Source organism: Mesorhizobium sp. M0621, from assembly GCF_040320745.1.
In the GTDB taxonomy this organism is placed as follows: Bacteria; Pseudomonadota; Alphaproteobacteria; order Rhizobiales; family Rhizobiaceae; genus Mesorhizobium.
In genome coordinates, this window is sequence record NZ_JAMYQF010000042.1 from 1 (window position 1) to 24626 (window position 24626).

21 protein-coding genes are annotated in these 24626 nt (G+C 62.7%); 12 read left to right on the top strand and 9 right to left on the bottom strand.

The genetic code is table 11. The features are described from left to right. The 10 genes from NKI38_RS23980 to lpxB all read left to right on the top strand — a co-directional run. Positions 1-438, top strand: a 438-nt coding sequence (locus NKI38_RS23980) for a ribosome-recycling factor (protein WP_352661525.1), incomplete at its 5' end; no start/stop codon positions are given. Between the two features lie 34 nt (positions 439-472). Then, a complete protein-coding gene (locus NKI38_RS23985; protein ID WP_352661528.1) occupies positions 473-1207 on the top strand; it encodes an isoprenyl transferase in 735 nt (244 codons plus the stop codon). Further along, entirely contained in the window at positions 1204-2019 is an 816-nt protein-coding gene (locus tag NKI38_RS23990) for a phosphatidate cytidylyltransferase (RefSeq protein ID WP_352661530.1), read from the top strand. Before NKI38_RS23985 ends, NKI38_RS23990 begins: the two co-directional genes overlap by 4 nt. A 103-nt stretch (positions 2020-2122) precedes the next feature. After that, positions 2123-3265: an RIP metalloprotease RseP gene (gene rseP, locus NKI38_RS23995; protein WP_352661532.1), complete on the top strand. Its 1143-nt coding sequence runs from the start codon at positions 2123-2125 to the stop codon at positions 3263-3265. 217 nt (positions 3266-3482) lie between these two features. Further along, a complete protein-coding gene (bamA, locus tag NKI38_RS24000) occupies positions 3483-5858 on the top strand; it encodes an outer membrane protein assembly factor BamA (protein ID WP_352661535.1) in 2376 nt (791 codons plus the stop codon). A 75-nt stretch (positions 5859-5933) separates the two neighbouring features. Then, entirely contained in the window at positions 5934-6992 is a 1059-nt protein-coding gene (gene lpxD, locus NKI38_RS24005; RefSeq protein WP_352661537.1) for a UDP-3-O-(3-hydroxymyristoyl)glucosamine N-acyltransferase, read from the top strand. Then, positions 6985-7452 (top strand): 3-hydroxyacyl-ACP dehydratase FabZ, encoded by a 468-nt coding sequence (fabZ, locus tag NKI38_RS24010; RefSeq protein WP_127268627.1) that lies wholly within the window; start codon positions 6985-6987, stop codon positions 7450-7452. The genes lpxD and fabZ overlap by 8 nt, the downstream gene beginning before the upstream one ends. 13 nt (positions 7453-7465) lie before the next feature. Next, on the top strand, positions 7466-8299 hold the full coding sequence (gene lpxA, locus NKI38_RS24015; RefSeq protein ID WP_352661540.1) for an acyl-ACP--UDP-N-acetylglucosamine O-acyltransferase: 834 nt from the start codon (positions 7466-7468) through the stop codon (positions 8297-8299). Beyond that, positions 8271-9194 carry an LpxI family protein gene (locus NKI38_RS24020; RefSeq protein WP_352661542.1) on the top strand — a complete coding sequence of 308 codons (924 nt, stop codon included), beginning with the start codon at positions 8271-8273 and terminating at the stop codon, positions 9192-9194. Before lpxA ends, NKI38_RS24020 begins: the two co-directional genes overlap by 29 nt. Beyond that, the gene (gene lpxB, locus NKI38_RS24025) at positions 9187-10362 is read left to right on the top strand and encodes a lipid-A-disaccharide synthase (RefSeq protein ID WP_352661545.1); all 1176 of its coding nucleotides are present in this window, start codon (positions 9187-9189) and stop codon (positions 10360-10362) included. Before NKI38_RS24020 ends, lpxB begins: the two co-directional genes overlap by 8 nt. 95 nt (positions 10363-10457) lie before the next feature. On the opposite strand, the gene gltA is transcribed toward lpxB, so the two are convergent. Together gltA and gltX are read right to left on the bottom strand one after the other, a co-directional pair. Beyond that, positions 10458-11786 (bottom strand): citrate synthase, encoded by a 1329-nt coding sequence (gene gltA / locus NKI38_RS24030; RefSeq protein WP_352661548.1) that lies wholly within the window; start codon positions 11784-11786, stop codon positions 10458-10460. A 184-nt stretch (positions 11787-11970) separates the two neighbouring features. Beyond that, complete coding sequence (gene gltX, locus NKI38_RS24035; RefSeq protein WP_352661551.1) at positions 11971-13395, bottom strand: glutamate--tRNA ligase; 1425 nt, start codon at positions 13393-13395, stop codon at positions 11971-11973. Between the two features lie 102 nt (positions 13396-13497). Between gltX and NKI38_RS24040 the strand changes: the two genes are divergently transcribed. Then, positions 13498-15957, top strand: a complete 2460-nt coding sequence (locus tag NKI38_RS24040; RefSeq protein WP_352661554.1) for a ComEC/Rec2 family competence protein — start codon at positions 13498-13500, stop codon at positions 15955-15957. Here NKI38_RS24040 and lexA read toward each other — a convergent pair. From lexA to NKI38_RS24060, 4 genes are all read right to left on the bottom strand, one after another. Beyond that, the gene (gene lexA / locus NKI38_RS24045) at positions 15951-16703 is read right to left on the bottom strand and encodes a transcriptional repressor LexA (RefSeq protein WP_352661557.1); all 753 of its coding nucleotides are present in this window, start codon (positions 16701-16703) and stop codon (positions 15951-15953) included. The genes NKI38_RS24040 and lexA overlap by 7 nt on opposite strands. Positions 16704-17138: 435 nt before the next feature. Beyond that, complete coding sequence (gene kynU, locus NKI38_RS24050; RefSeq protein ID WP_352661560.1) at positions 17139-18386, bottom strand: kynureninase; 1248 nt, start codon at positions 18384-18386, stop codon at positions 17139-17141. A gap of 83 nt (positions 18387-18469) precedes the next feature. Next, complete coding sequence (kynA, locus tag NKI38_RS24055; RefSeq protein WP_352661564.1) at positions 18470-19306, bottom strand: tryptophan 2,3-dioxygenase; 837 nt, start codon at positions 19304-19306, stop codon at positions 18470-18472. Continuing rightward, positions 19303-20928, bottom strand: coding sequence for an AMP-binding protein (locus tag NKI38_RS24060; RefSeq protein WP_352661567.1), 1626 nt, complete (start codon positions 20926-20928; stop codon positions 19303-19305). Before NKI38_RS24060 ends, kynA begins: the two co-directional genes overlap by 4 nt. Before the next feature lie 315 nt (positions 20929-21243). On the opposite strand from NKI38_RS24060, the gene NKI38_RS24065 reads away from it, so the two are divergent. After that, a complete protein-coding gene (locus NKI38_RS24065; protein WP_352661570.1) occupies positions 21244-22083 on the top strand; it encodes a hormone-sensitive lipase in 840 nt (279 codons plus the stop codon). Positions 22084-22120: 37 nt separating this feature from the next. Here NKI38_RS24065 and NKI38_RS24070 read toward each other — a convergent pair whose 3' ends face one another. From NKI38_RS24070 to trpC, 3 genes are read right to left on the bottom strand one after another with little or no spacing between them, the layout of a single operon-like run. Continuing rightward, positions 22121-23326, bottom strand: a complete 1206-nt coding sequence (locus NKI38_RS24070) for a molybdopterin molybdotransferase MoeA (protein ID WP_352661573.1) — start codon at positions 23324-23326, stop codon at positions 22121-22123. Next, complete coding sequence (moaC, locus tag NKI38_RS24075; RefSeq protein WP_352661575.1) at positions 23326-23808, bottom strand: cyclic pyranopterin monophosphate synthase MoaC; 483 nt, start codon at positions 23806-23808, stop codon at positions 23326-23328. The genes NKI38_RS24070 and moaC overlap by 1 nt, the downstream gene beginning before the upstream one ends. Positions 23809-23810: 2 nt before the next feature. Beyond that, positions 23811-24623 carry an indole-3-glycerol phosphate synthase TrpC gene (gene trpC, locus NKI38_RS24080; protein ID WP_352661578.1) on the bottom strand — a complete coding sequence of 271 codons (813 nt, stop codon included), beginning with the start codon at positions 24621-24623 and terminating at the stop codon, positions 23811-23813. Positions 24624-24626: the final 3 nt, after the last annotated feature.

The window sequence follows — 24626 nt, forward strand, 5'->3', positions numbered from 1 at the left end:
CCGGGCCTGGCTTTTGCCACCACCATCCCTAAAAATCTGGTCCCAACCGTCGGGGGGCCGTCGCGGCGATTGATCGCGTTAGCGGTCGGGCAAAAACCGTGGGCCGGCGCGGCCGCCCGCGCGATCCGCGAATCCAATCTGGGTTTCAACCCGATCGTCGACGGCACGAACCTCAGAATCCCACTGCCCGAACTCAACGAACAGCGCCGCAAGGAGCTGGTCAAGATTTCTCACACCTACGCCGAAAATGCCCGGGTCGCCGCGCGCCATGTGCGCCGCGACGGCATGGACTTCCTGAAAAAGGCGGAGAAGGACGGCGACATCAGCGAGGACGATCAGCGCAAGCGCTCCGACCAGGTCCAGAAACTTACCGACGAGACGATCAGCACCATCGACCACCTGCTTTCCGATAAGGAAGCTGAAATCATGCAGGTTTAGGGTCTTGGCCATAGGCTGACCCGAAAGCGAGAATATGACAACGCCCGCGCATGTCGCGATCATCATGGACGGAAATGGACGCTGGGCCAAGGCGCGCGGCATGCCTCGTCTTGCTGGCCATCGTGCCGGCGTCGAGGCGCTGCGCAAGACGGTGCGCGCCGCACCCGGGCTCGGTATCTCCTACCTGACCGTCTATGCTTTCTCGTCGGAGAACTGGTCGCGGCCGAAGTCCGAGGTCAGCGACCTGATGGGCCTCTTGAAAATGTTCATCCGCCGTGATCTGGCCGAATTGCACCAGAGTGGCGTGCGGGTCAGGATCATCGGCGACAGGGCAGGGCTGCAGCCCGATATCAGGGGGCTGCTCGACGAGGCCGAATCGCTGACTGCCGGAAATGAATCACTGACGCTGGTGATCGCCTTCAACTATGGCGGCCGCGACGAGATCGTGCGCACGGCGCGCAAGCTTGCATTAGCCGTGGCGCGTGGCGAACTCGACAGCGAGGCGATATCAGCCGAAAGCTTTGCCGCAGCTCTCGACACGCATGGCATTCCCGACCCGGAACTGGTCATCCGCACCAGCGGCGAATTGCGGCTGTCGAACTTCCTTCTGTGGCAGGCCGCCTATAGCGAGCTCGTCTTCCTGCCTTGCTACTGGCCCGACTTCAGCCACGAGCACCTTGCCGAGGCCTTGCGCGAATTTGCCAGCCGCGAACGCCGTTTCGGCGGACTTGGGGCCCAGGACGTCGCCTCGCGACCGGCCGCGGGATGAGCAATCTCCGGCTGCGCGTCATTTCGGCGATCGTGCTTGCCATCATCACCCTTGGCTTGACCTGGCTCGGCGGTCTGCCGTTCCGCCTGCTGTGCGCCGTGATGGCTGTGGTGATCTTCTATGAATGGGCCCGCATGTCGCGTACGGCCGGGGCCACGGGTCTGGGTTTCCTGCCTGAAGCGCTGCTGGTTGTCTTCATTGGCGCCCTGATTGGCGGTCTTGCCGCATCCTGGCTGCTGCCGCTTGTGGTGGTCATGGTTGCCGCAACGGCGATCGCCGCCTCGGCTCGCAAGGCCGGGCATTGGGATGCGAGCGGTCTTGCCTATGCCGCCGTTTCAGGCTTGTCGCTTGCCTTGCTGCGCGATGGCGACCGTTCAGGCCTCATCGCCATCCTGTTCCTGTTCGCGGTCGTCTGGGCCACCGATATTTTTGCGTATTTCGTTGGTCGTGCGGTTGGAGGCCCGAAGCTGGCCCCGTCGATCTCGCCCGGCAAGACACGCAGCGGCGCGCTCGGCGGCGCTGTGGGCGGCATTGTCGCGGGGCTGATCCTCGGCGCCGCCGCCGGTGTCGGCAATCTGGCATTGCTCGGCCTGGTGGCGCTCGTGCTGTCGATTGTCTCACAGGCCGGCGACCTGTTTGAATCCTGGGTCAAACGCCGCCACGGCTGCAAGGATTCGGGTGCGCTGATCCCGGGCCATGGCGGCGTCATGGATCGTGTCGACGGGCTTGTCGCGGCGGCTTTCGCCCTATACGTCATTGGCTGGATTTCGGCGACCGCCGATCATCCGGCGCAGGGGCTGTTTCCCGTTTGAGTGGTGTCATTTCCGGTCCGATGCGCGGCGCGCCTTGGATTCGCCCGGATTGGTGTCACAGTCACTGCACACTCTGCGCCGTGGAAGAATTTGAGGGTTTGTCTTGAACGAGATTCTTCACGCGCTTTTCAGCACAGAAGGCTTTGTCCTCGGCACGCTGGTGCCGTTCCTCTTCGTGCTGACCGTGGTCGTGTTCGTCCATGAAATGGGCCACTACCTTGTCGGGCGCTGGTGCGGCATTGGCGTCAGGGCGTTCTCGATCGGCTTCGGCCCGGAACTCTTCGGCTTCAACGACAGCCACGGCACGCGCTGGAAACTGTGCGCGATACCGCTTGGCGGCTATGTCAAATTCGTCGGCGACATGAACGCCACTTCGAGCCAGCCCACATCGGAAGAACTCGGAACGCTGACGGAGGAGGAGCGCAAGGTCGCCTTTCACACGCAGCCGATCTGGAAGCGCGCGGCGACAGTGGTGGCCGGACCGCTGTTCAATTTCCTGCTGACGATCGTCGTCTTTGCCGTGCTGTTCACCGCCTATGGCCGTTATGTCGCGGAGCCCATGGTGGCCGAGGTGACGGCCGACAGCCCGGCGGCGAAGGCCGGCATCCTGCCCGGCGATCGATTCGTCAGCGTCGACGGCAACAAGGTCGAAACCTTTGGCGACGTCCAGCGCCTGGTCTCGGGCCGCGCCGACGACATCATCACCTTCGTCATGCTGCGCGACGGCAAGGAGGTCACGGTGACAGCCGCGCCGCGGCTGATGGAACAGGAAGATGCGCTCGGCAACAAGGTCAAGGTCGCCGTGATCGGTGTCGTCAACAACAAGGAACTCGGCCAGCCGCGACTCGTCACCTACACGCCTGTCGGGGCGGTTGCAGCGGCAGTCGAGGAGACCGGACACGTTATCCAGCGCACAGGTCAGTTCCTCCAGCGCTTTGTCGTCGGGCGGGAAGACAAATGTCAGTTGGGCGGCCCGGTGAAGATCGCCGACATGGCCGGCAAGGCGGCGAAACTGGGATTCGAATGGCTCGTGCAGCTGGTTGCACTGCTGTCGGTTGGCATCGGGTTTCTCAACCTTTTGCCGATTCCCCCCCTCGACGGCGGCCATCTGTTGTTCTACGGGGTGGAGGCCGTCATTCGCCGTCCGGTGTCGGAACGGATGATGGAAATGGGCTATCGGGCCGGGTTGCTTCTGGTGCTGTGCTTCATGGGGTTCGTTTTCTGGAACGATCTGTTTGGGTGCTGAAATCATGAAGAAATTTGGCTTCTGCATGGGCGATGTTGAGACGTCGTTTACCATGCAAGGGGATATGAGTGACGCGAAAGCCACGCCGCAGGGTTAAGTAAATACAAATTAACCAGAAGCCTTGCGTGTAGGGAAAATCCGGTTAATACGGTAGGGGAAATTACCGCACGTCCGGTTTTCTCGCCGTGGGGACTACGAGAAAAGGTTATTAAGCCCGATGAAGGCAGCATCCAAGTTTCTGAGCGCCGCTTCCGCGGTGACCCTGTCCGCGGCTCTTGTCGTGCCAGGCGCTCTCGCAGTGCAGTTCGTTGCCACATCGGCGGCCGAAGCCGCTGTCGTCAGCAGAGTCGAAGTGAGCGGCAACCAGCGTATCGACGCTGAGACCATCCGCAATTACATCACCATCAAGCCGGGCAAGGCCTTCTCCAGTTCCGATATCGACAGTGCGGTCAAGGCGCTGTTCGGCACCGGCCTGTTCTCGGATGTGCAGATCAACCAGGTCGGCTCGACGCTGGTGGTCAAGGTCGCCGAGTACCAGGTCGTCAACCAGGTGCTGTTCCAGAACAACAAGAAGCTCAAGGACAACGCCCTTGCGGCCGCGGTGCAGTTGAAGCCGCGCGGAACGTTCTCGCAGGCGACGCTCGATGCCGACGTCGAATCGGTCAAGGCTGCCTACAAACGTATTGGTCGCGACGATGTGACCGTGACCACCCAGGTCATGCAGCTTGGCGACAACCGCGTGAACGTCGTCTTTAACATTACCGAAGGCGACCGTACGCAGATTGCGGCGATCAATTTCGTCGGCAACAGCGCCTATTCGAGCCGCCGCCTGTCGGATGTGATCAATACCAAGCGTTCGTCCTGGCTCTCCTTCGTCCTGCGCGACGACGTCTATGACGACGACAAGCTGCGCGCCGACCAGGAGCTGCTGCGCCGCTTCTACTACAATCACGGCTATGCCGACTTCCAGGTTGTGTCCGCTGTCGGCGAGCTTGACAGCGCGACGAACAAGTACACGGTGACCATCACCGTCCAGGAAGGCGACCGCTACACGTTCGGCGACGTCAGCGTCGAAAGCACGATCCCGGAAGTCGACAGCAAGTCGCTGGAATCGGTGGTCGAGACCCGCAAGGGTGATGTCTACAACGCCAAGGACGTCGAGGATTCCATCATCGCGCTGACCGAGAAGGTGGCCGGTTCCGGCTATGCCTTCGCGCAGGTGACGCCGCGCGGCGACCGCAATTTCGAGAACCACACCATCTCGGTGGTCTACACGATCGACCAGGGCACCAAGGCCTATATCGAACGCATCGAGATCCGCGGCAACGACCGCACGCGTGACTATGTCATTCGCCGCGAGTTCGACGTCAGCGAAGGCGACGCCTTCAACCAGGTGCTCGTCCAACGTGCGAAGAAGCGCCTGGAAGCCCTCAATTACTTTGATAAAGTCGACATCTCGACGGTGCCGGGCTCGCAGCCCGACCAGGTCGTGCTGGTGGTCGACGTGGTCGAGAAGTCGACCGGTGAATTCTCCGTCGGCGCCGGTTATTCGACCGGTGGCGACACGTCCGGTCCGTCGGTCGAAGGATCGATCACCGAGCGCAACTTCCTCGGTCGTGGCCAGTTCATCAAGCTGTCGGCAGGCGGCGGCAAGAATTCGCGCGACTATAGCCTTTCCTTCACCGAACCTTATTTCCTCGGACGGCGCATCGCCGCCGGCTTCGACATCTTCAAGCAGACGAGGGAATACAGTAACAACTACGACAGCGATACCACGGGTGCTACGATACGGTTCGGCTTGCCGATCACCGATAGCATTTCGACCCAGCTGGCATACAATATTTCGCAAGAGAAATATAAGTTGGACGACGATTGCGGTCCCACCAGTGATGCAGATCCTGATGGCACCTGCGATATTTCGAAGGCGATCCTCCAGGGTATCGATGAAAGCCCCTGGATCAAATCGTCGATCAGCCTGGGGCTGGTCTACAACACCATCGACGATATGAAGAACCCGCATGAAGGTATCTACGCCACCACGACGGCCGAATTTGCCGGCGTCGGCGGCGATGCCAAGTATGTGAAGGTTACCGGTCGCGGCAGCATCTATCAGACGCTCTCGGAGCAATTCGATCTGGTTGGTCTCGTCTCGGCTGGCGCAGGTCATGTCGAGGGTTACGGCGGCGACGGTGGTTTGCGCATCTTCGACCAATTCCAGAGCACCGACCGCATGATCCGCGGTTTTGAGTACGGTGGTATTGGTCCGGCGGATAGTCTTACGGGTGACCATCTCGGTGGCACGACGTATTTCAATGCCTCGGCGGAAGCCCAGTTCCCGATGCCGGTCATTCCGGAAAGCTTCGGTCTGCGCGGCGCTGTGTTCGCTGATGCCGCAACGCTCTACGGCAGCAAGATCAGCGAGGCCATCGCTACTCAGACCTCGACTGACATGAAGCTGCGCGCTTCGGTCGGTGTCGGCCTGATGTGGGCGTCGCCGTTCGGCCCGATCCGTATCGACTATGCGATCCCGGTCAAGAAGGAAGCGTCCGACGACGTGCAGGAATTCAACTTCGGCATATCGACCCGCTTCTGATCGGCGGTTAACGATGCTCCCGGGTCTTTCAGGTCCGGGAGAAATGTTCCGACCTAGCTGGATATAGCTTCTGGAATGACCGATCCGGTGTTCTTCGCGCCATCACGCCGGTATACGGCGGGCGAAGTCGCGAATCTGACCGGCTCGCTGCTCGTCGATTCCGGCCACTCCGATATTTCGATCGGGGCGCTCGCGCCGGCCAGTGAGGGCGGTGAGAATGCGCTCGTTTTCGTCGATGGCAAGCGCAATTCCGCGCTGATGCCGTCGCTGCGGGCGGCCGCGGTGCTGTGCCCGGCGGAATTTGCCGGCAAGGCGCCGGCCGGCGTTGCCGTTCTGGTTCATCCGCGTCCGCAACAGGCCTTCGCGTTTGTCGGGCGCCTGCTGTTTCCGAGGGCGGCGACGCCGGGGCCGATGACCAGTGAAACCGGTGTCTCGCCGCATGCTTATGTCGATGCAACCGCGCATGTCGAATCCGGTGCCGTCATCGAGGCAGGCGCGGTCATCGGGCCGGGGGCTTCGATCGGCAGCGGTACCGTCATCGCGCCCAACGCCGTCATCGGACAATCCTGCCAGATCGGTCGCGACGGCTATGTCGGGCCGGGCGCCAGCATCCAGTACGCCTTGATCGGCAACCGCGTCATCATCCATGGCGGTGCCAGGATCGGCCAGGATGGTTTTGGTTTCGTCGGCGGCGCCAAGGGGCCCGAACGCGTGCCGCAGATCGGCCGCGTCGTCATTCAGGACGACGTCGAGATCGGCTCCAACACCACCGTCGATCGCGGCGCCATGTCCGACACGATCATCGGCCAAGGCACCAAGATCGACAATCTCGTGCAGATCGCTCATAACGTCCGCATCGGCCGCAATTGCATAATAGCCGGGCTTTCGGGTATTTCGGGTTCCGTGGTCGTGGGTGACAATGTCACCATGGGCGGCGGTGTCGGGCTTGCGGATCACCTGACCATCGGGTCTGGGGCCAAGCTTGCCGCCAGAAGTGGATTTATGAGCAATGTCCCTGCAGGCGAGATCTGGGGTGGTTATCCGGCACAGCCAATGGCGGAAGCCATGCGGGAGATAGCCATGCTGCGCAAGCTCGCCAGGACCCGCAAACAGGGTGAGGGAGGCAATGGCTGACATGATCGCGTCGACGACGCTGGAAGCGGTCGACATCATGGGGCTGATGAAGCTCCTGCCGCACCGCTATCCGTTCCTGATGATCGATCGCATCGTCGACATCGACGGCGACGAGTCTGCCGTCGGGATCAAGAACGTGACCATAAACGAGCCGCATTTTCAGGGCCATTTCCCCGAGCAGCCGGTCATGCCGGGTGTACTCATCGTCGAGGCGATGGCGCAGACGGCCGGCGCCATCTGCATCCGCAGCCTGGGCACAGAGAAGCCGTCGCTGGTCTATTTCCTGACCATCGACAACGCCAAATTCCGCAAACCGGTCGTTCCCGGCGACCAGTTGAAGATCCATGTTAAAAAGATCAAGAAACGCGGCAACCTGCTCAAATTCGCTTGTGAAGCCATGGTCGACGGCGCCAAGGCGGCCGAAGCCGAGATTTCAGCCATGATGGTCACCAGCGACTGACGAACGAATGCTTATGAAAATCAAGACATCCATCCATGCTTCCTCCGTTGTGGAGCAAGGCGCCCAAATCGGCCAAGGCGTGCGCATCGGACCGTTCTGCCACGTCGGCGCCGATGCGGTGATCGGCGATGGCGTCGAGCTGGTCAGTCATGTCTCGGTGATGGGCGCGACGTCAATCGGCGCCTCGACCAAGGTCTATCCGATGGCGACATTGGGCGCGCCGCCGCAGAACACCAAGCACAAGGGCGGCCACACCACGCTGGTCATCGGCAAGAACTGCACGATCCGCGAAGGCGTGACCATGCATCTCGGCACCGATTCCAGCCGCGGTGAGACGACGATCGGCGACAATGGCAATTTCCTTGCTTACGCCCACATCGCCCATGATTGTGTCGTCGGCAACAACGCGACCTTCGCCAATGGCGCGACGCTGGGCGGCCATTGCGAGGTCGGCAACAACGTCTATATCGGCGGCCTGACCGCCGTGCATCAGTTCGTCCGTATCGGCGACAACGCCTTTCTGGGCGGCTGCTCGGCGATCGTCGGCGACGTCATTCCCTTTGCAATCGCGGTCGGCAACCGCGCCAGCCTGCGCGGCCTCAACATCATCGGCCTGAAGCGCTCCGGCCTGCCGAGGTCCGAAATCCTTGTGCTGCGCAAGGCTTACAGGATGATCTTCGATCGTTCCCGCACCGTTGGCGAGAACATCGAATTCGCCAAGGCGGAGTTCGCGTCGTCGCCGACCGCCATGAAGATCATCGATTTCATCACCAGTCGCGGCAAGCGGCACTATGCTGTGCCGTCGCTCAAGGGCGGCGATGGCAACGATGTCGATGACGAAGACTGAGACAGAAGCAGAAGCAACTGGTCTCGTTCTCGCACCAGGCGCCAGGGTAGGCGTTATCGCCGGCGGTGGTCATCTTCCTGTGGAAGTCGCCCGGGGTCTTGAGGGGCAGTGCTATCCCCCCTTCATCATCATGGTCGAAGGCGAGGTCGACCGTGGATCCGAACTTTACAGATACGAGCACGAGAGCCTTGCTCTCGAACAAATCGGCGCGCTGGCTTCGTTGCTGAAACGCCGGAAGATCACCCACCTCGTTCTGGCTGGTGAGATCAAACGCCGGCCGAAACTGACCGACATGCGGCTAAGTTTCGGTCTGCTCGCGCTGGTGCCCATGCTGGTGATGGCGCTCGCCCGTGGCGACGACGGCCTGCTGAAGATCCTGGCACGCGGTCTCGAGGCTCGCGGGGTCAAGATCGTCGGCGCCCATCAAGTCGTACCGGATCTTGTCGCTGTCGAGGGTGTCCTGACCAAGGCTGCTCCCCTGAAATCGGATCGGCGTGATATCGAGGCCGCGTATGCGGCTGCGAAAGCCATCGGCGCGCTCGACATCGGTCAGGCGGCGATCGCCATTGGCGGCCGCGCCATTGCCCTGGAGGGCATCGAGGGGACGGACGGGCTGCTTCTGCGTACGAAAGAGCTGCGCGGCCATGGCAGGCTTGCCGGCAGGACGCGTGGCGTCCTTGTCAAATGCGCTAAGCCGGGTCAGGAGCTGCGAGCCGATCTGCCCTCGATTGGCCCGCAGACGATCGAGGCGGCGCATGCGGCCGGGCTGGCCGGCATCGCCGTCGAAGCCGGCCGCTCACTGGTTCTCGAGGGTCCCGAAACCATCGCACGTGCCAATGCACTCGGTCTGTTCGTCATTGGCCTGTCTGCCGCGACGGAGCCGCACAATGGCTGACAGGGCATTGAAGATCGCCATCGTCGCCGGCGAGGAGTCCGGCGATCTGCTCGGCGCCGATATTGTCGAGGCGCTGAAACGCGCAACCGGCCGCGATATCAGGCTCATCGGTATTGGCGGACGCCATTTGCAGGCGCTAGGGCTCGCTTCCCCGTTCGATGGCAGTGAGATTGCCCTCATGGGCTTTACCGCCATCCTGCGTGATCTGCCGCGCTTGATGCGGCGCATCAGCCAGATGGCAAATCTGGTCGCCGGTGAACAGCCGGATTGTCTCATCACTATCGACAGCCCGGATTTTTCGCTGCGGGTGGCAAAGAAGGTGCGCGCCGCCAACCCTTCGATCCCGATCATCCACTATGTCTGCCCCAGCGTCTGGGCATGGCGGCCGGGCAGGGCGGTGGCGATGAAGCCCTATGTCGACCATATCCTATGCATCCTGCCATTCGAGGTGAGAGCGCTCGATCGCCTTGGCGGTCCGCCTGGAACGTATGTCGGCCATCGCCTGACCCATGATCCGGGCGTGCTCGGCGCCGCGAAGCTGCAAGGGCCTGAACGCGACCTGTCCGCCGATCGTGTCAAGACGCTGCTCGTGCTGCCGGGCTCGCGTCGCGGTGAAGTGCGCCGGCTAATCGGCGTTTTTGGCGAGACGGTGTCTGTCTTGCGCGCGCGCGGACACCGGCTGCGACTGCTCTTGCCGACGGTGCCGCATGTCGCGGATCTGGTCAGGGCCTCGGTCGCCAGCTGGGATGAAAAGCCGGAGATACTGCTCGAACCGGCGCGCAAATGGCAGGCTTTCGGCAAGGCCGATGCGGCGCTGATCGCGTCGGGAACGGTGTCGCTGGAACTGGCGCTGTCGGGCGTGCCGATGATCTCATGCTACCGGCTGGATCCGGTCATGCGCATGGCGCAAGCCCTGATCACGGTGTGGAGCGCCGCCCTGCCCAATCTGATCGCCGACCGGACGGTCGTGCCGGAACACTACAACCAGTATGTGAGGCCGCAATATCTGGCGCGGCAGCTTGAGGCGCTATTTTCCGATACGCCCTATCGCAGCTGGCAAAAGGACGGCTTCGCCGAGGTCGCCAGGCGCATGGCGACCGATCGGCCCTCAGGTGACATCGCCGCGCAGGTGGTGATGCGGTATATCAAAAGAGCGAGTAGCGAGTAGCGAGTAGCGAGTAGGAAGAAGGCGGTTCTCACCGCTCGGTCTATATAAAACTCCCTATTCGCTACTGGCTATTCGCTATTCGCTCTCGTCCCCTGTCACCGCTTGGCGATCGGCACGTAGTCGCGCTCCGGCGCGCCGGTATAGAGCTGGCGCGGGCGGCCGATCTTCTGGCGCGGATCCTCGATCATCTCTTTCCACTGCGCGATCCAGCCGACGGTGCGGGCGACCGCGAACAGCACGGTGAACATGGTGGTGGGGAAGCCCAGCGCCTTCAGCGTGATGCCGGAATAGAAGTCGACGTTCGGGTAGAGCTTTTTCTCGATGAAATAGGGATCAGTAAGCGCGATCTTTTCCAGCTCCATGGCGATGTCGAGCAGCGGATCGTCCTTGATGCCGAGCTCGCCCAGAACCTCGTGCGCCGTCTTCTGCATGATCTTGGCGCGCGGATCGTAGTTCTTGTAGACGCGGTGGCCGAAGCCCATCAGCCGGAACGGGTCGTTCTTGTCCTTGGCGCGCGCGATGAACTCCGGGATGTGGTCGACATGGCCAATCTCGCCCAGCATGTTGAGCGCCGCTTCATTGGCGCCGCCATGAGCCGGCCCCCACAGGCAAGCGATGCCGGCGGCGATGCACGCGAACGGGTTGGCGCCCGAAGAGCCGGCGAGACGAACGGTCGAGGTCGAGGCGTTCTGCTCGTGATCGGCGTGCAGGATGAAGATACGTTCCATGGCGCGCGCCAGCACCGGATTGATCTTGTATTCCTCGCACGGCACGGCAAAGCACATGTGCAGGAAGTTGGCGGCGAAATTCAGCTCGTTCTTCGGGTAAATGAAGGGCTGGCCGATGTGGTATTTGTACGCCATCGCGGCGATCGTCGGCATCTTGGCGATCAGCCGCATGGAGGCAACCATGCGCTGGTAGGGGTCGGAAATGTCGGTGGAGTCGTGATAGAAGGCCGACAGCGCGCCGACCACGCCGCACATCACCGCCATCGGGTGCGCATCGCGGCGGAAACCGGTGAAGAAGCGCGACATCTGCTCGTGCACCATGGTGTGGCGCGTCACGCGGTAGTCGAAATCGTCCTTCTGCGCCTTGGTCGGCAATTCACCGTAGAGCAGGAGATAGCAAACCTCGAGGAAGTCGCCGTGTTCGGCCAACTGGTCGATCGGATAGCCGCGGTGCAAGAGAATGCCGGCGTCGCCGTCGATGAAGGTGATTTCGGACTCGCAGCTTGCCGTCGAGGTGAAGCCGGGATCGTAGGTGAAGGCGCCGGTGGTGGAGTAGAGCGAGGCGATGTCGATGACATCAGGCCCGACCGAACCGCTTCGCACCTTGAATTCATGGGTCTTGCCGGCGAATGCAAGCGTTGCCGTGGCCTCCTGGGTCTTGCCGCCCAAATCCAGTTTTTTCGCAGCTTCGGTCATTGCAAACTCCTTCTTGTTTCCTCATGCCGGCAAAGGCAAATTCTGCAAAGCGACACGTCGAAATCACCGCAATGCGCGTATTCGCCACCGCATTTCAGGAGGGTGCGTGCCAGATTGGGCCAAGGCCTAATGTTGCACTGCGAAACCCGCCTTTCAATGCCAATCTTCTTGGGCCAGTTTGCTCCTAATCGATTTGGTCTGCTATGCGCGCCAGGCTTTCCTCGCGGCCGAGCACGGCAAGCACATCGAACACGCCCGGCGAGGTGCTCTTGCCGGTCAATGCGGCGCGCAAAGGCTGGGCCACGGCGCCGAGCTTGTGGCCGCCGGCCGTAGCAACCTCGCGGATCGCGGCCTCCGCTGCAGCCGCCGTCCAGTCGCTCGTAAGCCCGTTCAAAGCTTCGTGAGCGCCGCGCAGGATCTTGCGGGCATCGGCATTGAGCAAGAGGGCCGCCTTGTCGTCGATCGGCAGTGGCCGCGTGGCGAACAGGAAGGCGGCGCCATCGACGAGTTCGACCAGCGTTTTGGCGCGCTCCTTCAGGCCCGGAAGTGCCGCCAGCAACTGCGCCTTGTTGCTGTCGTTCAGGCGCGCCGCCATCGCCGGGCCGCCTTCGAGATAGGGCAGAGTGGCGATGAAGATATCGAACAGTTCGGCGTCGCTCATGCGGCGCATATGCGCGCCGTTGATCGCCTCCAGCTTGGCGAAGTCGAATCGGGCCGCGCCCTTGTTGACATCGCCGATATCGAACCAGGAAATCATGTCCTCGATCGACATGATCTCGTCGTCGCCATGGCTCCAGCCGAGGCGCGCCAGGTAGTTCAGCAGCGCCTCGGGCAGATAACCCATGGCACGATAGGCCTCGACGCCCAGCGCGCCGTGCCGTTTCGACAGCTTGGCGCCATCGGCACCGTGAATCAGCGGGATATGCGACATGGACGGCACGTCCCAGCCCATGGCGTTGTAGATCACCGTCTGGCGGGCGGCGTTGGTCAGATGATCGTCGCCGCGAATGATATGGGTTACGCCCATGTCATGATCGTCGACGACGACGGCATGCATATAGGTCGGGTTGCCGTCCGAACGCAGGATGATGAAGTCATCGAGATCCTTGTTGGGAAAGCGCACCTCGCCCTGGACACGGTCATGGACGATGGTCTCCCCCTCGGTCGGCGCCTTGATGCGGATGGCGCCCTTGGCGCCTGCAGGCGCTTCTGAGGGGTCACGGTCACGCCAGCGGCCATCATAGCGTGGCGGCAGTCCCTTGGCTCTGGCCGCCTCGCGCATCGCCTCCAGCTCGGCTGGCGTGGCATAGCAATAATAGGCCTTGCCCATGCGCACCAGCTCCTCGGCCACCTCGCGATGGCGCGGCGCACGCTCGAACTGCGACACCGGCTCACCGTCCCAGCTGAGGCCGAGCCAGGAAAGCCCGTCGAGGATGGCAGAGGTCGCGGCTTCGTTGGAGCGTTCGCGGTCGGTGTCCTCGATGCGCAGCAGCATCGTGCCGCTCGTGTGCTTTGCGTACAGCCAGTTGAACAGCGCCGTGCGCGCGCCGCCTATATGCAGGTAGCCGGTGGGCGAGGGGGCAAAACGGGTTACGACCTTGTCGGACATGGAACTCTCGGAAAGCATCTGAAGCGGGGTGCGGTTGCGCGGACTTTCGCGCGCCCGGCGTTCATGTAGCATAGGGTGTCGAGGGCGCAAGGGGCAGACCCGATGGCTGGACGAGGCTGGGGCTCGGATCAGGGCGAGGACGCTGCCGTTGGCGTCAGCGAGCGATCCCTGTTTGCGCCTCTGCCAACTCCGCTGCCGACGCCATCGCCCCTCATGCCGGATCCCGGCAAGGCGCCGCTTCAAGCGGATGTCTCCGCCTCCGTTCCAACTGCCGAAACCGGCAGGATCGTACGCGTGCGCCGGCAAATCGGCCGGATTTCGCTGCCTCGCCTGCGCCATAGCGTGGCCGCGGCCGCAGGGCTGGAACTCGACCGTGGCGTGGCCTTCCTGCTGGTGCCGGTCTGCCTGGCGAGCGGAGCAATCGGCTATTTTTCGCTGGCGGCGGAGCCGAACTTCGCAAAGCCTGTCGCAGTCGTCATCTTGGCGGGGCTCTGTGCGCTGGTCTCGCGTTCCTGGCCGAAAACCCATTTGTGCTTCATGGCGGCGCTTTTGTGTGTGCTCGGGGTGCTCGCCGCAAAGGTCGAGACATGGCGCGCCGGCACACAGATGCTGGGTTCGGAAATCTCGACGCAGGTGACCGGCCGGATCGTCTCGCTCGACCGGATGGAGAGCGGCCGCATCCGGCTGACCATCGACGTGACGTCGACTGCAAGGCCGAAACTGCGCTATGCGCCGGAGAGGGTGCGGCTTTCGACACGAAAGATCCCGGCGGACATGACCGCCGGCTCCCTGATCACTGGATATGCCAGGCTGTTGCCGCCGACCGGGCCGGTGCGGCCGGACAGCTACGACTTCTCCTTCGACAGCTATTTCGCCGGCATCGGCGGCAGCGGGTTCTTTCTCGGCAATCCAAAACTCGTCGTCACCGACGACTATATGCCGCTGGCGGCCCGCCTTTCCTCGGGGATAGAAAAAGCCCGTGAAGCGATTGCCGACCACATCAGGGGCAGCGTCGGTGGCGCCGAAGGCGAGATCGCCGCGGCGCTGATCGTCGGCGTACGCGCCGGCATTCCCGATGAAATCAATGAAGCGATGCGGCGTACCGGCATCTACCACATCATCTCTATTTCCGGACTGCACATGGCGTTGGTCGCCGGCACCATCATGGGTTTGCTGCGCGGCGCCTTCGCCTTGTTTCCGGACTTTTCCGCGCGTCGTCCGGTAAAAAAATATGCCGCCGCCGCGGCACTTTTCTCGATCGCCGCCTATCTCATCATTTCCGGCGTCGTCGTTGCCGCCGAGCGCAGTTTCATCATGCTGGCGGTGATGCTGATTGCCGTGCTGTTCGATCGAGCGGCGCTGACGATGCGCAATCTGGCAATTTCGGCAATCGCCGTCATTGTGGTGTCGCCGCACGAGGTGGTCGGCCCGAGTTTCCAGATGTCCTTCGCCGCGACCGCCGCACTCGTCGGCGCCTACGCCGGCTGGGCGGATCATCGTGCAGGAAAGGCGAGACCACCGCCGCCAAAGCGATCGCTGCCCAGTTTCCTGACGCGAAAATTCCTGCTGGCGGCGGGCGGCCTTTCCATGACTTCCATCATCGCCGGCGGCGCCACGGCGCTGTTTGCCATCTGGCATTTTCAGCGTGTGTCGCCGCTCAGCCTGTTCGCCAATCTGGCCATCATGCCCATCGTGACAGTCGTGATGTTTCTGGCCGTCGCCAGCGCGTTGCTGATGCCGTTCGGGTTGGACTGGCCGGCCCTCTACCTGATGGGCAAGGGACTGACGCTGATGATCGCCATATCGGGCTGGATCTCCGAGCGTTCGCCCGTCGATGCGGTTGGACTGATTTCTCAGCAGTCTGTCCTGCTGGTGGCGATTGCCCTGGTCATCGCGACGATGGCGACGACATGGCTGCGGCTCGCGGCTCTTCCCTTCGCGCTTGCCGGCCTGCTGACCGTCTCGGATACGCGCGCACCTGACGTGCTGATCTCGGAGGACGCAAGGCTGGTTGCGTTGCCGATCGGCGGTGGCGAACTTGCCGTCAGCCGCGCGCGCCCGAACGAATTCACCGTGGACAATTGGAAACGCGCGCTGACATCCGAAACCATCGTCATGCCGGAGGTGTTCAACGAAGGCGATGGCCAATTCGACGTCAGGGATGCCGCTGAAATGCCGCCGGGAGCGCCGTTCTATTGCACATCAGGCGTTTGTCTCGCCAGGCATCCGTCCGGTGCATTCATTGCCTATGTCGAGGATCGAAAGGACACCTGGAAAGCCTGCGGCTTCGCCGACCTGATCGTCATCAATGACGCGACGGCATATGACGCCTGTCACAACCCGCTGGTTCTCGTCATCACCAAGCGGCAACTGGCCCGCAAAGGCAGTGCTGCCGTCTTCTTCGATCGCCAATCGGCGACCACACCAGCGACAATCAGCTTCGCCGTGGACAGGCCATATCGACCCTGGCACGTACAACGCAAATTCTCGCGTGAGGCGAGGGGACTGCCGCCCTTCAAGAGACCCGAGAAGCCAGCGATTAAACCGCAGCCGCCTCAGTAGCGGCGGATCAGGCCAACGAGCTTGCCTTGCACCTTGACCCTGTCGGGCCCGAAAATCCGGGTCTCATAGGCCGGATTGGCTGCTTCGAGAGCAATCGAGGCGCCCTTGCGGCGGAACCGCTTCAGCGTCGCTTCCTCTTCATCCACCAGCGCCACGATGATCTCGCCGGGGCTGGCCGTATCGGCATTGCGGATGATGACGGTATCGCCGTCGAAGATGCCGGCCTCGATCATCGAGTCGCCCTTGACCTCCAGGGCATAGTGCTCGCCGCCCATGATCATGTCCGGCGGCACCGAGATCGAATGTGTCTGATGCTGGATGGCGTCGATCGGCACACCGGCGGCGATACGACCCATCACCGGGATCGACACGGCGGAGACCACGTCGTCGTCATTGCCGGCCGAAGGCATCCGCGAAGACGCCGGCTTGATCTGCCGGCCAAGGCCGCCCTGACCGAGACTGGTCTGACCAAGACTGCCCTGGATGACGCTTGGCGAGAACTTTTTCGCCGCGTTGAGGCCGGGCGCGATCGAGTCCGGCAACCGCAGCACTTCCAGCGCGCGTGCCCGGTTGGGCAGCCGGCGAATGAAGCCGCGCTCTTCCAGAGCCGTGATCAGTCGATGAATTCCGGATTTGGAGGCAAGGTCGAGCGCCTCCTTCATCTCGTCGAAGGATGGCGGAATGCCGCTTTCCTTCAGGCGTTCATGGATGAACATCAGCAGTTCGTGTTGCTTGCGTGTCAGCATGGCGGCCCCCAGGGTACCTAAAACCAGAATCAGAAAACAAACCCAGAACAAACACTATCTGTTCCAGTTGTGTTCCGCAACTGTTTAAAGTTTAATGAATTTATTAAGGGGATCGAAATTATTGGCAGCTCGCTGCCAGGCCTCGCCGACGGCTGCATCCCGTCGCAATGCGCTTGCCGGCATTGAAATTGTTATGGTTAATAGCCTGTGGCCCATCCCAAGCTCAGGCCTGGCATGAGTTGCGATAGGCCCTCGACGGTGGGCATTCCGGGCATTCGTTTGCCGTGAACGAAACGAAGCCAAAATGCCAACCTTGGTTAATAACTGCAATCAGCGCGGCCACCAGCGGCGAACTCATTTGCGAGCTGGAAATTCGTCCTCCGTCATCCGACCAAGGGGCAAGGCCGGCGACAACAGATCGTCGGGACGGCTGCGTCAGGTAACGGCCTCCTTGACGGCGAAACGCTGGTCCTTCCATGCACCCGTGCGCAGAATGTCTTCCAGCACCTCAACCGCCAGCCACACATCCTTGTAGCCGACATAGAGTGGCGTGAAGCCGAAACGGATGGTCGATGGCGCGCGGAAGTCACCGATCACCCCCCGCTCGATCAGCGCCCGCATGATTTGATAGCCATGATCGTGAAGGAACGACACCTGGCTGCCGCGCCTGGTCGCGTCGCGGGTGCTCTCCAGCGTGAGACCATAGGCGCCGCACTTCGCCTCGACGAGCTGGATGAACAGTTCGGTCAGCGCGACGCTCTTCTTTCGCAATGCCGCCATGTCGACGTCGTTCCAGATGGCAAGCGCACCTTTGAGCGCCCGCATCGACAGGACCGGCTGCGTGCCGCACAGAAAGCGGCGGATGCCGGTGCCGGCCACATAACCCCGTTCGAAGGCAAAGGGGCGTGCATGCCCCCACCAGCCGCTGAGTGGCTGGCTGATCTCGCCATGGTGGCGCTGGGCGGCATAGATGAAGGCCGGCGCGCCCGGACCGCCGTTGAGGTACTTGTAGGTGCAGCCGACAGCGAAATCGGCATTTGCGCGGTCGAGCTCGACCGGCAGAGCGCCCGCGGTGTGGCATAGATCCCAGACGATCAGCGCTCCGGCCGCATGAGCCTTGCGCGTCAGCGCCGCCATGTCGCGCAGTTCACCGGATTTGTAATTGACGTGGTTGACCAGCACCACCGCGACGCTTTCATCGATCAGTTCTTCAATGGTTGGTGCGTCGACGCCCGCGAGACGCAGCAAGGCGCCATCCCGGGTCGAGGCCACGCCTTCGGCGATGTACAGGTCGGTGGGAAAACTGTCACCCTCGGCGACGATGGCCAACCGGCCGGGCCGCATCTCCATCGCCGCATGCAACACCTTGTAGATGTTGGTCGATGTCGTGTCGCAGACGACGGTCTGGCCGGCCGCGGCTCCGATCAGGCGTCCAAGCTGATCACCGAGTTCGACCGGCATCTCGAACCATCCGGCCGTATTCCAGGCCCGGATGAGATCCTGGGCCCATTCCTTGGTCGCCGCCTGCTGCAGCTCGCCGAAAACGGCATGCGACGCTGCCCCGAGAGAATTGCCATCGAGATAGATCACCCCCTCCGGCAGAATGAAACGGTCGCGCATGGCACGCAGCGGATCCGTGGCATCCATCGCTTCGATCGCAGCGAGATCAGGAATTCCACACATGGTCGGTCAATCCTCGGTTGTTCGCGAAGGGTTTTCCGCCACAAGCGCGTCCCCTCGGTATGCCTGTTCTCATTTCGATGATGTCAGAGCCGGGTGCGGACGGTCCACAGCTCCGGAAACAGCACGACCTCAAGCATCTTCTTGAGATACGAGGCACCCGATGTACCGCCGGTGCCGCGTTTCAGGCCGATGATGCGTTCGACCGTGGTGACATGGTTGAAGCGCCAGCGGCGGAAATAATCCTCGAAGTCGACCAGTTTCTCGGCCAGCTCGTAGAACATCCAGTAGCGCTGCGGGTCGCGGTAAATGGTCTGCCAGGCGACCAGGACCTCTTCATTCTCGGTTCGTGTCCCACGCCAGTCCGTGCGCCTGGCGTCGGCACCGATGTCGAATCCGTTGCGCGCCAAAAGCAGTAGCGCCTCGTCGTAGAGCGACGGCTCTGCCAGGATCGCCTCCAGCTTTCCGCTGAGGTCCGGTCGGTGCTTGTGCGGCCCGAGCATGGCAAGGTTGCGGTTGCCTGCCATGAATTCGATGGCACGATACTGCCAGGACTGGAAACCCGAGGACTGCCCGAGCGCGTCGCGGAACTCGGTGTATTCGCTGGGCGTCATCGTCCGCAGCACGTCCCAGGCGTTGTTCAACTGCTCGAAGATGCGGGCGACGCGCGACAGCATCTTGAAGCTCGGCTCGAGGCGGTCGGCGCGGATCGAACGGATCGCGGCGCCGATCTCGTGCAGAGCGAGCTTCATCCAGAGTTCAGAGGTCTGGTGCTGGATGATGAACAGCATCTCGTCATGCGCCGACGACAGCGGCGTCTGGGCCTCCAGCACTTTCTCCAGGTGCAGATAGTCGCTGTAGGACATGCGCTCCTTGAACGACATCTGTGCGCCTTCGGACGCCGGATCGTAGGGCTCGCTCAATTGATTTTCTCCGTGCGCAGCCGGAAGCGCTGGATCTTGCCGGTCTGGGTCTTGGGCAGGGCGGCGATGAATTTCACCGATCGCGGGTATTTATAGGGTGCGATCGTTGCCTTGACATGGTCCTGCAGGCGCTTGGTGGTCAACGCGTCAGGCGCGACGCCCTGCACCAGCACAACATGCGCCTCGACGATCTGGCCGCGCCCGGCATCGTCCGCGCCGATCACCGCGCATTCGGCGACGTCCGGATGCGACAGCAGTGCCGCCTCGACCTCAGGCCCGGCGATGTTGTAGCCGGCGCTGACGATCATGTCGTCGGAGCGCGCGGCGAAATGAAAGAAGCCGTCTTCGTCCTGGGTGAAAGTGTCGCCGGTGAGGTTCCAGCCGTCGCGGACGTATTCCTTCTGCCTGTCATCGGCCATGTAGCGGCAGCCGGTCGGCCCGCGCACCGCCAGCCTGCCGGTCGCGCCGCGCGGCACCTCCCGCATCTCATCATCGACGATGCGCGCCTCGTAACCGCCCACCGGCTTGCCGGTCGACGCGGGCTTCATGTCGCCAAAACGGTTGGAGATGAAGATGTGCAGCATTTCGGTGGCGCCGATGCCGTCGAGAATCGGCTTGCCGGTTTTTTGCGTCCACTCCTCGAAAACCGGAGCGGGCAAGGTCTCGCCGGCCGAAACGGCGACGCGCAGCGATGACAGGTCGGCCCCTTCATCCATGGCCTTCAGCATGGCGCGGTAGGCGGTCGGCGCGGTGAAGGAGATGGTCGCCTTATAGGTCTCGATGATGTGGATCATGTTGGGCGGCGTCGCCTGTTCCAGCAGCGTCGCCGCCGCCCCGAAGCGGAGCGGGAAGATGGCGAGCCCGCCAAGGCCGAAGGTGAAGGCCAGCGGCGGCGAGCCGACGAAGATGTCGTCCGGCGTTACCCGGAGGATTTCGCGGGCGTAGGCGTCGGCGATGATCAGGAGATCACGGTGGAAATGCATCGTCGCCTTCGGCACGCCTGTCGTGCCCGAGGTGAAGCCGAGCAGCGCGACATCGTCGCGGCCGGTTTCGACGGCGGTGAAGGTAACCGGCTTGTCGAGAGCGACACGGTCGAGTTCGGCATCATGATTGGCGATGCCGTCGAAGCCGATGACCTGTTTGAGGAACGCGCTGTCCTTGGCGCAGGCGGTCATCTCGTCCATCAGCCTGGTGTCGCAGAGCGCGACGGTGATTTCCGCCTTGTCGACGATCTTGGCAAGCTCGCCGGCGCGCAGCATCGGCATGGTGTTGACGACCACGGCGCCGACCTTGGTGGCGGCCAGCCAGCAGGCGACCATGGCGGGGTTGTTGGCGGAGCGGATCAACACCCGGTTGCCCGGCTTGACGCCATAATTCTCGACCAGCGCGTGGGCCAGCCTGTTCGTCCAGTCGGACAGTTCCTTGTAGGTGCGGCGGCGGCCATTGCCGATCAGCGCGGTGTGGTCACCGAGGCCCTTCTCGACCAGCCGGTCGGTCAGTTCGACGCCGGCATTGAGACGTTCGGGATAGTGAAAGCCGTCGAGCAGGAAATCCGGCCATTGCTCCGGAGGTGGCAGGTGATCGCGTGTGAATGTGTCGATATGCGCTGAAGGCCCAAGCATGTCGCCGCTATCCCGTCTGCTGCCTGGCCAGTGCGCGAGGCGTCTGGCCGGTGTGGTGGAGAAGGTGTCCTACTTTTCCCGAGGAGGCTTCTGCCAGTCGCACCTTGCTCGACGTCGCCACTCGAAAGGGCTGATGTCTGCAGGTTTGGGGCAGCACAGCGGACCTCCCATTTTGTCGGCTGTTCGTCATAGCAGGATCGCACCAGTCGAAATTTGTTTCAAGCCTAAAATGTTTTGGCTCTGAAGCATTGACGCACGGCATTGCGCTGGCCATTGCTAGCTCAGAAGCGATGCCGTTTTTGGTGGAGGGCGCAGATGTTCGAACGTCACGTTGTCGATTGGGACGATGCCTATGCCAACGGCGCGAACATCGCCGGTAGCGACCGCTGGCCGGCCGCGTGGGCAGAGCCGGCGCAAGCATTTCGTGATGCGCTCTCGGCGGAGGGGCGGGCACAGTTCGACATCGCCTATGGTGACGGGCGGCGCAATCGGCTTGATCTTTTCCTTCCCACTGCCGCGCCCGAGGGGCTGGTGGTGGTCATCCATGGCGGTTACTGGCTGGAGACCGACAAGAGTTTGTGGTCGCATCTCGCCAATGGCGCGGTCAGCAGCGGTTTTGCCGTGGCGATGCCGTCCTACACGCTGTGCCCGGACATACGCATTGCAGGTATAGTCGGGGAAATCGGCGCGGCTATCGACAAGGCAGCGGCAATGATCGACGGGCCGCTGATGCTGACCGGACATTCGGCCGGCGGCCATCTCGCCACCCGAATGGTGACGATATCAACGCCTCTGGCGGCCGATGTGGCGCGGCGCATACGCCATGTCGTTTCGATTTCAGGCCTCCACGACCTGCGTCCGCTCATGCGCACCGGGATGAACAAGGCACTGGCAATCGACGAAGAGGAGGCGCTGGCTGAAAGCCCGGCGCTGCTGCGACCCATGGACGGCGCCCGCATCACCTGCTGGGCCGGTGGTGGCGAGCGCGCCGAGTTTCTTCGCCAGAACGCGCTGCTTGCCAACATTTGGACCGGCCTCGGTGCGGCGACCAGCACCGTCGTCGAGCCCGACCGGCATCATTTCAACATCGTCAACGGGCTTGCCGATCCGGCGCATCCGCTGACACGGGCCTTGATCTCGGAGCAACCAATTTAAATTTTCACAGCTTTATTAAAGGCTTGCCAGAACTTCTTCAGCGCAGCATCAGCACGCTGCAAGCATCGCCTGCGGCCGCAGCGGGGGCAAACGGCGCCCGCACGATCAACCCATTGGCGTCGGCCAGCATTCTCAGCATCGAGGAATCCTGGATGCCGAACGGCGTTGCCACCAGCGCGCCGTCATCTTCCCGGACCACGGCCCGCACATAATCCTGGCGCAGGTCATTGGCCGGCATTGCGGCGCCCAATCGCGCCGGTCGAATGTCCTGGCGATGATCGCGGCCGCCGAGCCGCGCCAGCAGCGGTTTGAGGAACAGCTGCGAGCAGACTAGGCTTGCCACCGGGTTGCCGGGCAGGCCGATGCATCTGATGTCGCCGAGGCGGCCGAACATCAGCGGCTTGCCGGGGCGCATGGCGATCTTCCAGAAGCCGAGCGTCATGCCTTCGCCGGTCAGCACGTCGTGGATCAGGTCGTGATCACCGACCGAGGCACCACCCAGCGTCACGATGACATCCGCGCCGGCAGTGACCGCTTGTCTGACCAGCGCGGCGATGGCTTCCTTGCGGTCGGCGGCTATGCCGAGATCGAGCGCGCGGGCGCCGACCGATTGCGCTGTCGCGGCAACGCCATAGGCATTGGACGAAATGATCTGGTCGGGCCCAAGTTCGCTGCCGGGCGGCAACAATTCGTCGCCGGTGGCGATGATGGCGACCAGCGGCCGTTTCACCACGGCGACCCGTGGGTGGTTCGCCGATGCCGCCAGCGACAGGGCCGCCGGGTCGAGCACCCGGCCTTTTTCCAGCAACACGTCGCCTTTTGAAAAATCGAGCCCGACGCGGCGAATGTTACGTCCTTCAGCGGTGGGTTCGATCACTTCGACGTCGCCACCGCCGAGATTCCGGACATTCTCCTGGATGACGATGGTGTCGGCGCCTTCGGGCAAGGGCGCGCCGGTGAAGATGCGCACCGCCTGGGCCTTGCCGACCGTGCCATCAAAGCCACGCCCGGCCGGTGCCATGCCGATCACCGAAAGTCTCGACGGCACCGACGCCACATCGGCGGCGCGCGCCGCGTAGCCATCCATGGCGGAAGCGTTGAAGGGCGGTTGGGTGCGAAGTGCCACGACCGGTTCCGCCAGCACGCGATCCACCGCCTCGAAGAGGGGGACGCTTTCGCCGGCCAAAGGTGCCGCACCCTCGAGCAGGCGCTCGAGCGCTTCGGCGATTGGAACCAGCGCCATCAGGCGCCTGCCTTGTACGCGCCCGACTTGCCGCCGGTCTTTTCGACCAGCCGAATGCCGGAGATGACCATGGCGCGGTCCACCGCCTTGGCCATATCGTAGATGGTCAGGCAGGCGACCGAAGCGGCGGTCAGCGCTTCCATCTCCACGCCTGTCTTGCCGGTGACGCGCGCCAGTGCCGTGACCTTCAGGCCGGGCAGAACATGGTCCGGCTCGATGTCGACGGAAACCTTGGTCAGAAGCAGCGGATGGCAGAGCGGGATCAGGTCATGCGTCTTCTTCGCCGCCATGATGCCGGCGATGCGCGCGGTGCCGAGCACGTCGCCCTTCTTGGCGTTGCCGGCGAGGATCATTTTCAAGGTCTCGGGCCTCATCGCGACAAAGCCCTCGGCGATCGCCGTGCGCGTCGTCTCCGCCTTGTCGCCGACATCGACCATATTGGCCTCGCCCTGCGCGCCGAGATGGGTGAGGGCGGCCGCCATCGTCAGATCGCCTCGGCCCAAGCCTTGCCTGTCAGCAGCAGGCGGGTCGCCGTGGTGACGTCCTGTTGCCGCATCAGGCTCTCGCCGACCAGAAAGGTGCCGATGTCGCTCTTTTGCAGCCTGAGGCAATCGTCATGTGAGAAAATACCGCTTTCGCTTATCAGCAAGCGGTCGGCCGGCACCATCGTCGCCAGCCGCACAGAGGTGTCGAGGCTGGTCTCGAATGTGCGCAGATTGCGGTTGTTGATACCGATCAGCCGCGACGACAGCTTCAGTGCGCGCTGCGTCTCGGCCTCGTCATGCACTTCGACCAGCGCATCCATGCCGAGTTCGAACGCCGTCGATTCGAGGTCGCTGGCCAAGGCGTCGTCGACGCTGGCCATGATGATCAGGATGGCATCCGCGCCCCAGGCGCGGGCTTCGTAGACCTGATACGGATCGAACAGGAAATCCTTGCGCAGCGCGGGCAGGGCGACGGCGGCTCGCGCCCTGGTGAGAAATTCCGGCGCGCCCTGGAAAGACGGCGCATCGGTCAGTACCGAAAGACAGGCGGCACCGCCTTTCGCATAGGCCTGTGCCAGCGCTGGCGGGTCGAAATCGGCGCGGATCAGGCCCTTGGATGGGCTCGCTTTCTTGATCTCGGCGATCAGTGCAAAAGCGCCGGATTTGCGCTTCGCTTCGAGCGCGGCAAGAAAGCCGCGCGGTGCATCGGCATCCTTCGCTCGCGCCTTGATCTCGGCGAGCGGCACGCGTGCCTTTGCCGCAGCGATCTCGTCGCGCTTGTAGGCCTCGATCTTGCGAAGAATGTCAGACACGTT